This window comes from Tychonema sp. LEGE 07196 (assembly GCF_963890365.1).
Taxonomy (GTDB): Bacteria; Cyanobacteriota; Cyanobacteriia; order Cyanobacteriales; family Microcoleaceae; genus Microcoleus.
In genome coordinates this window covers 1-1,488 of sequence record NZ_CAWPRX010000126.1, presented here as the reverse complement: position 1 = coordinate 1,488, position 1,488 = coordinate 1, and the positions used below count along the sequence as shown (strand labels likewise).

1 protein-coding gene is annotated in these 1,488 nt (G+C 39.9%); it reads left to right on the top strand.

The features are described 5' to 3' along the window. Window positions 1-107 precede the first annotated feature (107 nt). Complete coding sequence (locus tag AACV78_RS15075; RefSeq protein WP_228042738.1) at window positions 108-1,298, top strand: IS4 family transposase; 1,191 nt, start codon at window positions 108-110, stop codon at window positions 1,296-1,298. Window positions 1,299-1,488 lie beyond the last annotated feature (190 nt).

The following is a 1,488-nucleotide window of genomic DNA, read 5'->3' as shown; positions in this document are numbered from 1 at the left end:
CAATACGGTTCAGTTAAGGCTCAAACCGTGGTAAATTAGGTATTGTATCCAAAAAAGGAGAGCAAGTTAGCGTGCATCTCAAAGAATTCTCATTAGTATCTCCCAAAATGTCAAGTACGGAGATATTCAAAGCAATAGAGATAGCGATTCCAGCAACTGCAATCGAACAGGCGATTACTAAAACGAAGGTTGAAGAGAAACGTCATCGTGCCTTGCCAGCACAACTGGTAGTATGTCTGGTAATAGCAATGAGTCTGTGGTCGAAAGATTCAATGCGGGATGTACTAAAAAATTTGATAGATGGCCTTAATGAAGCATTGGTGAAAATTGGTAAGTATTGGCGATTTCCCTGTAAATCTGCAATTACTCAAGCCAGACAAAGATTAGGAGCGGGCGTGATGAGACAGTTGTTTCATTCCTTAGTGCGACCAATGGCTACAGTCGAAACAGTAGGAGCTTTTATCCATGAACTCAGGGTCGTAGTGATAGATGGAACCTGTTTAGATATCCCTGATAGTGATGAAAATGCCAGGGTTTTTGGTCGTCCGGGAAGCCGTCCGGGTACGAGAGCAGCGTTCCCAAAAGCTAGATTAGTCATTTTAGTAGAGGCAGGAACCCATTTAATCTTTGATGCCTTAATCTGTCCATATAAAATTGGAGAAAGAGTAAGAGCGTTAAAGTTGTTACGCTCAGTAACGGCGGGAATGCTATTGATGTGGGATAGAGGTTTACATTCTTATGCGATGGTGGAATCCACAGTCAGCAAAGGTTGTGAGTATTTGGGTCGAATTCCGTCCAACGTTAAATTCTTAAACGAAATACAATTAGATGATGGTTCATATTTGAGTTGGATTTATCCATCAGGCAAATTAAGAAAAAAAGGATTTAAGCCAATACAAGTAAGAGTAATTGAGTACACAATTGAGCATCCCGAAGACCCAGAAGCACAAATTAGATATCGTTTAATTACCAGCTTGTTGGACGCGAAAAAAATCAGTGCCCAGTTACTTGCCTGTGAATATCATCAACGTTGGGAAGTCGAGAATACGATTGATGAACTAAAAGTACATTTATTAGGAAGAAAAACTCATATTCGTTCTCAAAAGCCCAAAGAAGTTGTACAAGAAATTTATGGTTTATTACTAGGACATTGGGCTATAAGGTCATTAATTTTTCAAGCAGCAACCAGTGCAGGTGTTTCACCATTGCGTCTTTCTTTTACTGGAACATTACGAGTTATTCGTCGCGCTCTTCCAAAGTTTCAGCGGTTACAACCACAAGAACTTCCCTTTTTTTGAGTTGGTTAACTTGGGAGATTCTCGATCTAACTATACCGGAAAGAGTTCAGAGAAACAACCCAAGAGTTGTCAAAAAGCCTGTCTCAAAATTTCGCTCTAAACAAGTTAAGCATAGAGGTACTGGAATCATCATGAATCCTCCTGTATTTATTGTTTTAAGCACTGCATAGCCCTTAACTGAACCGTATTG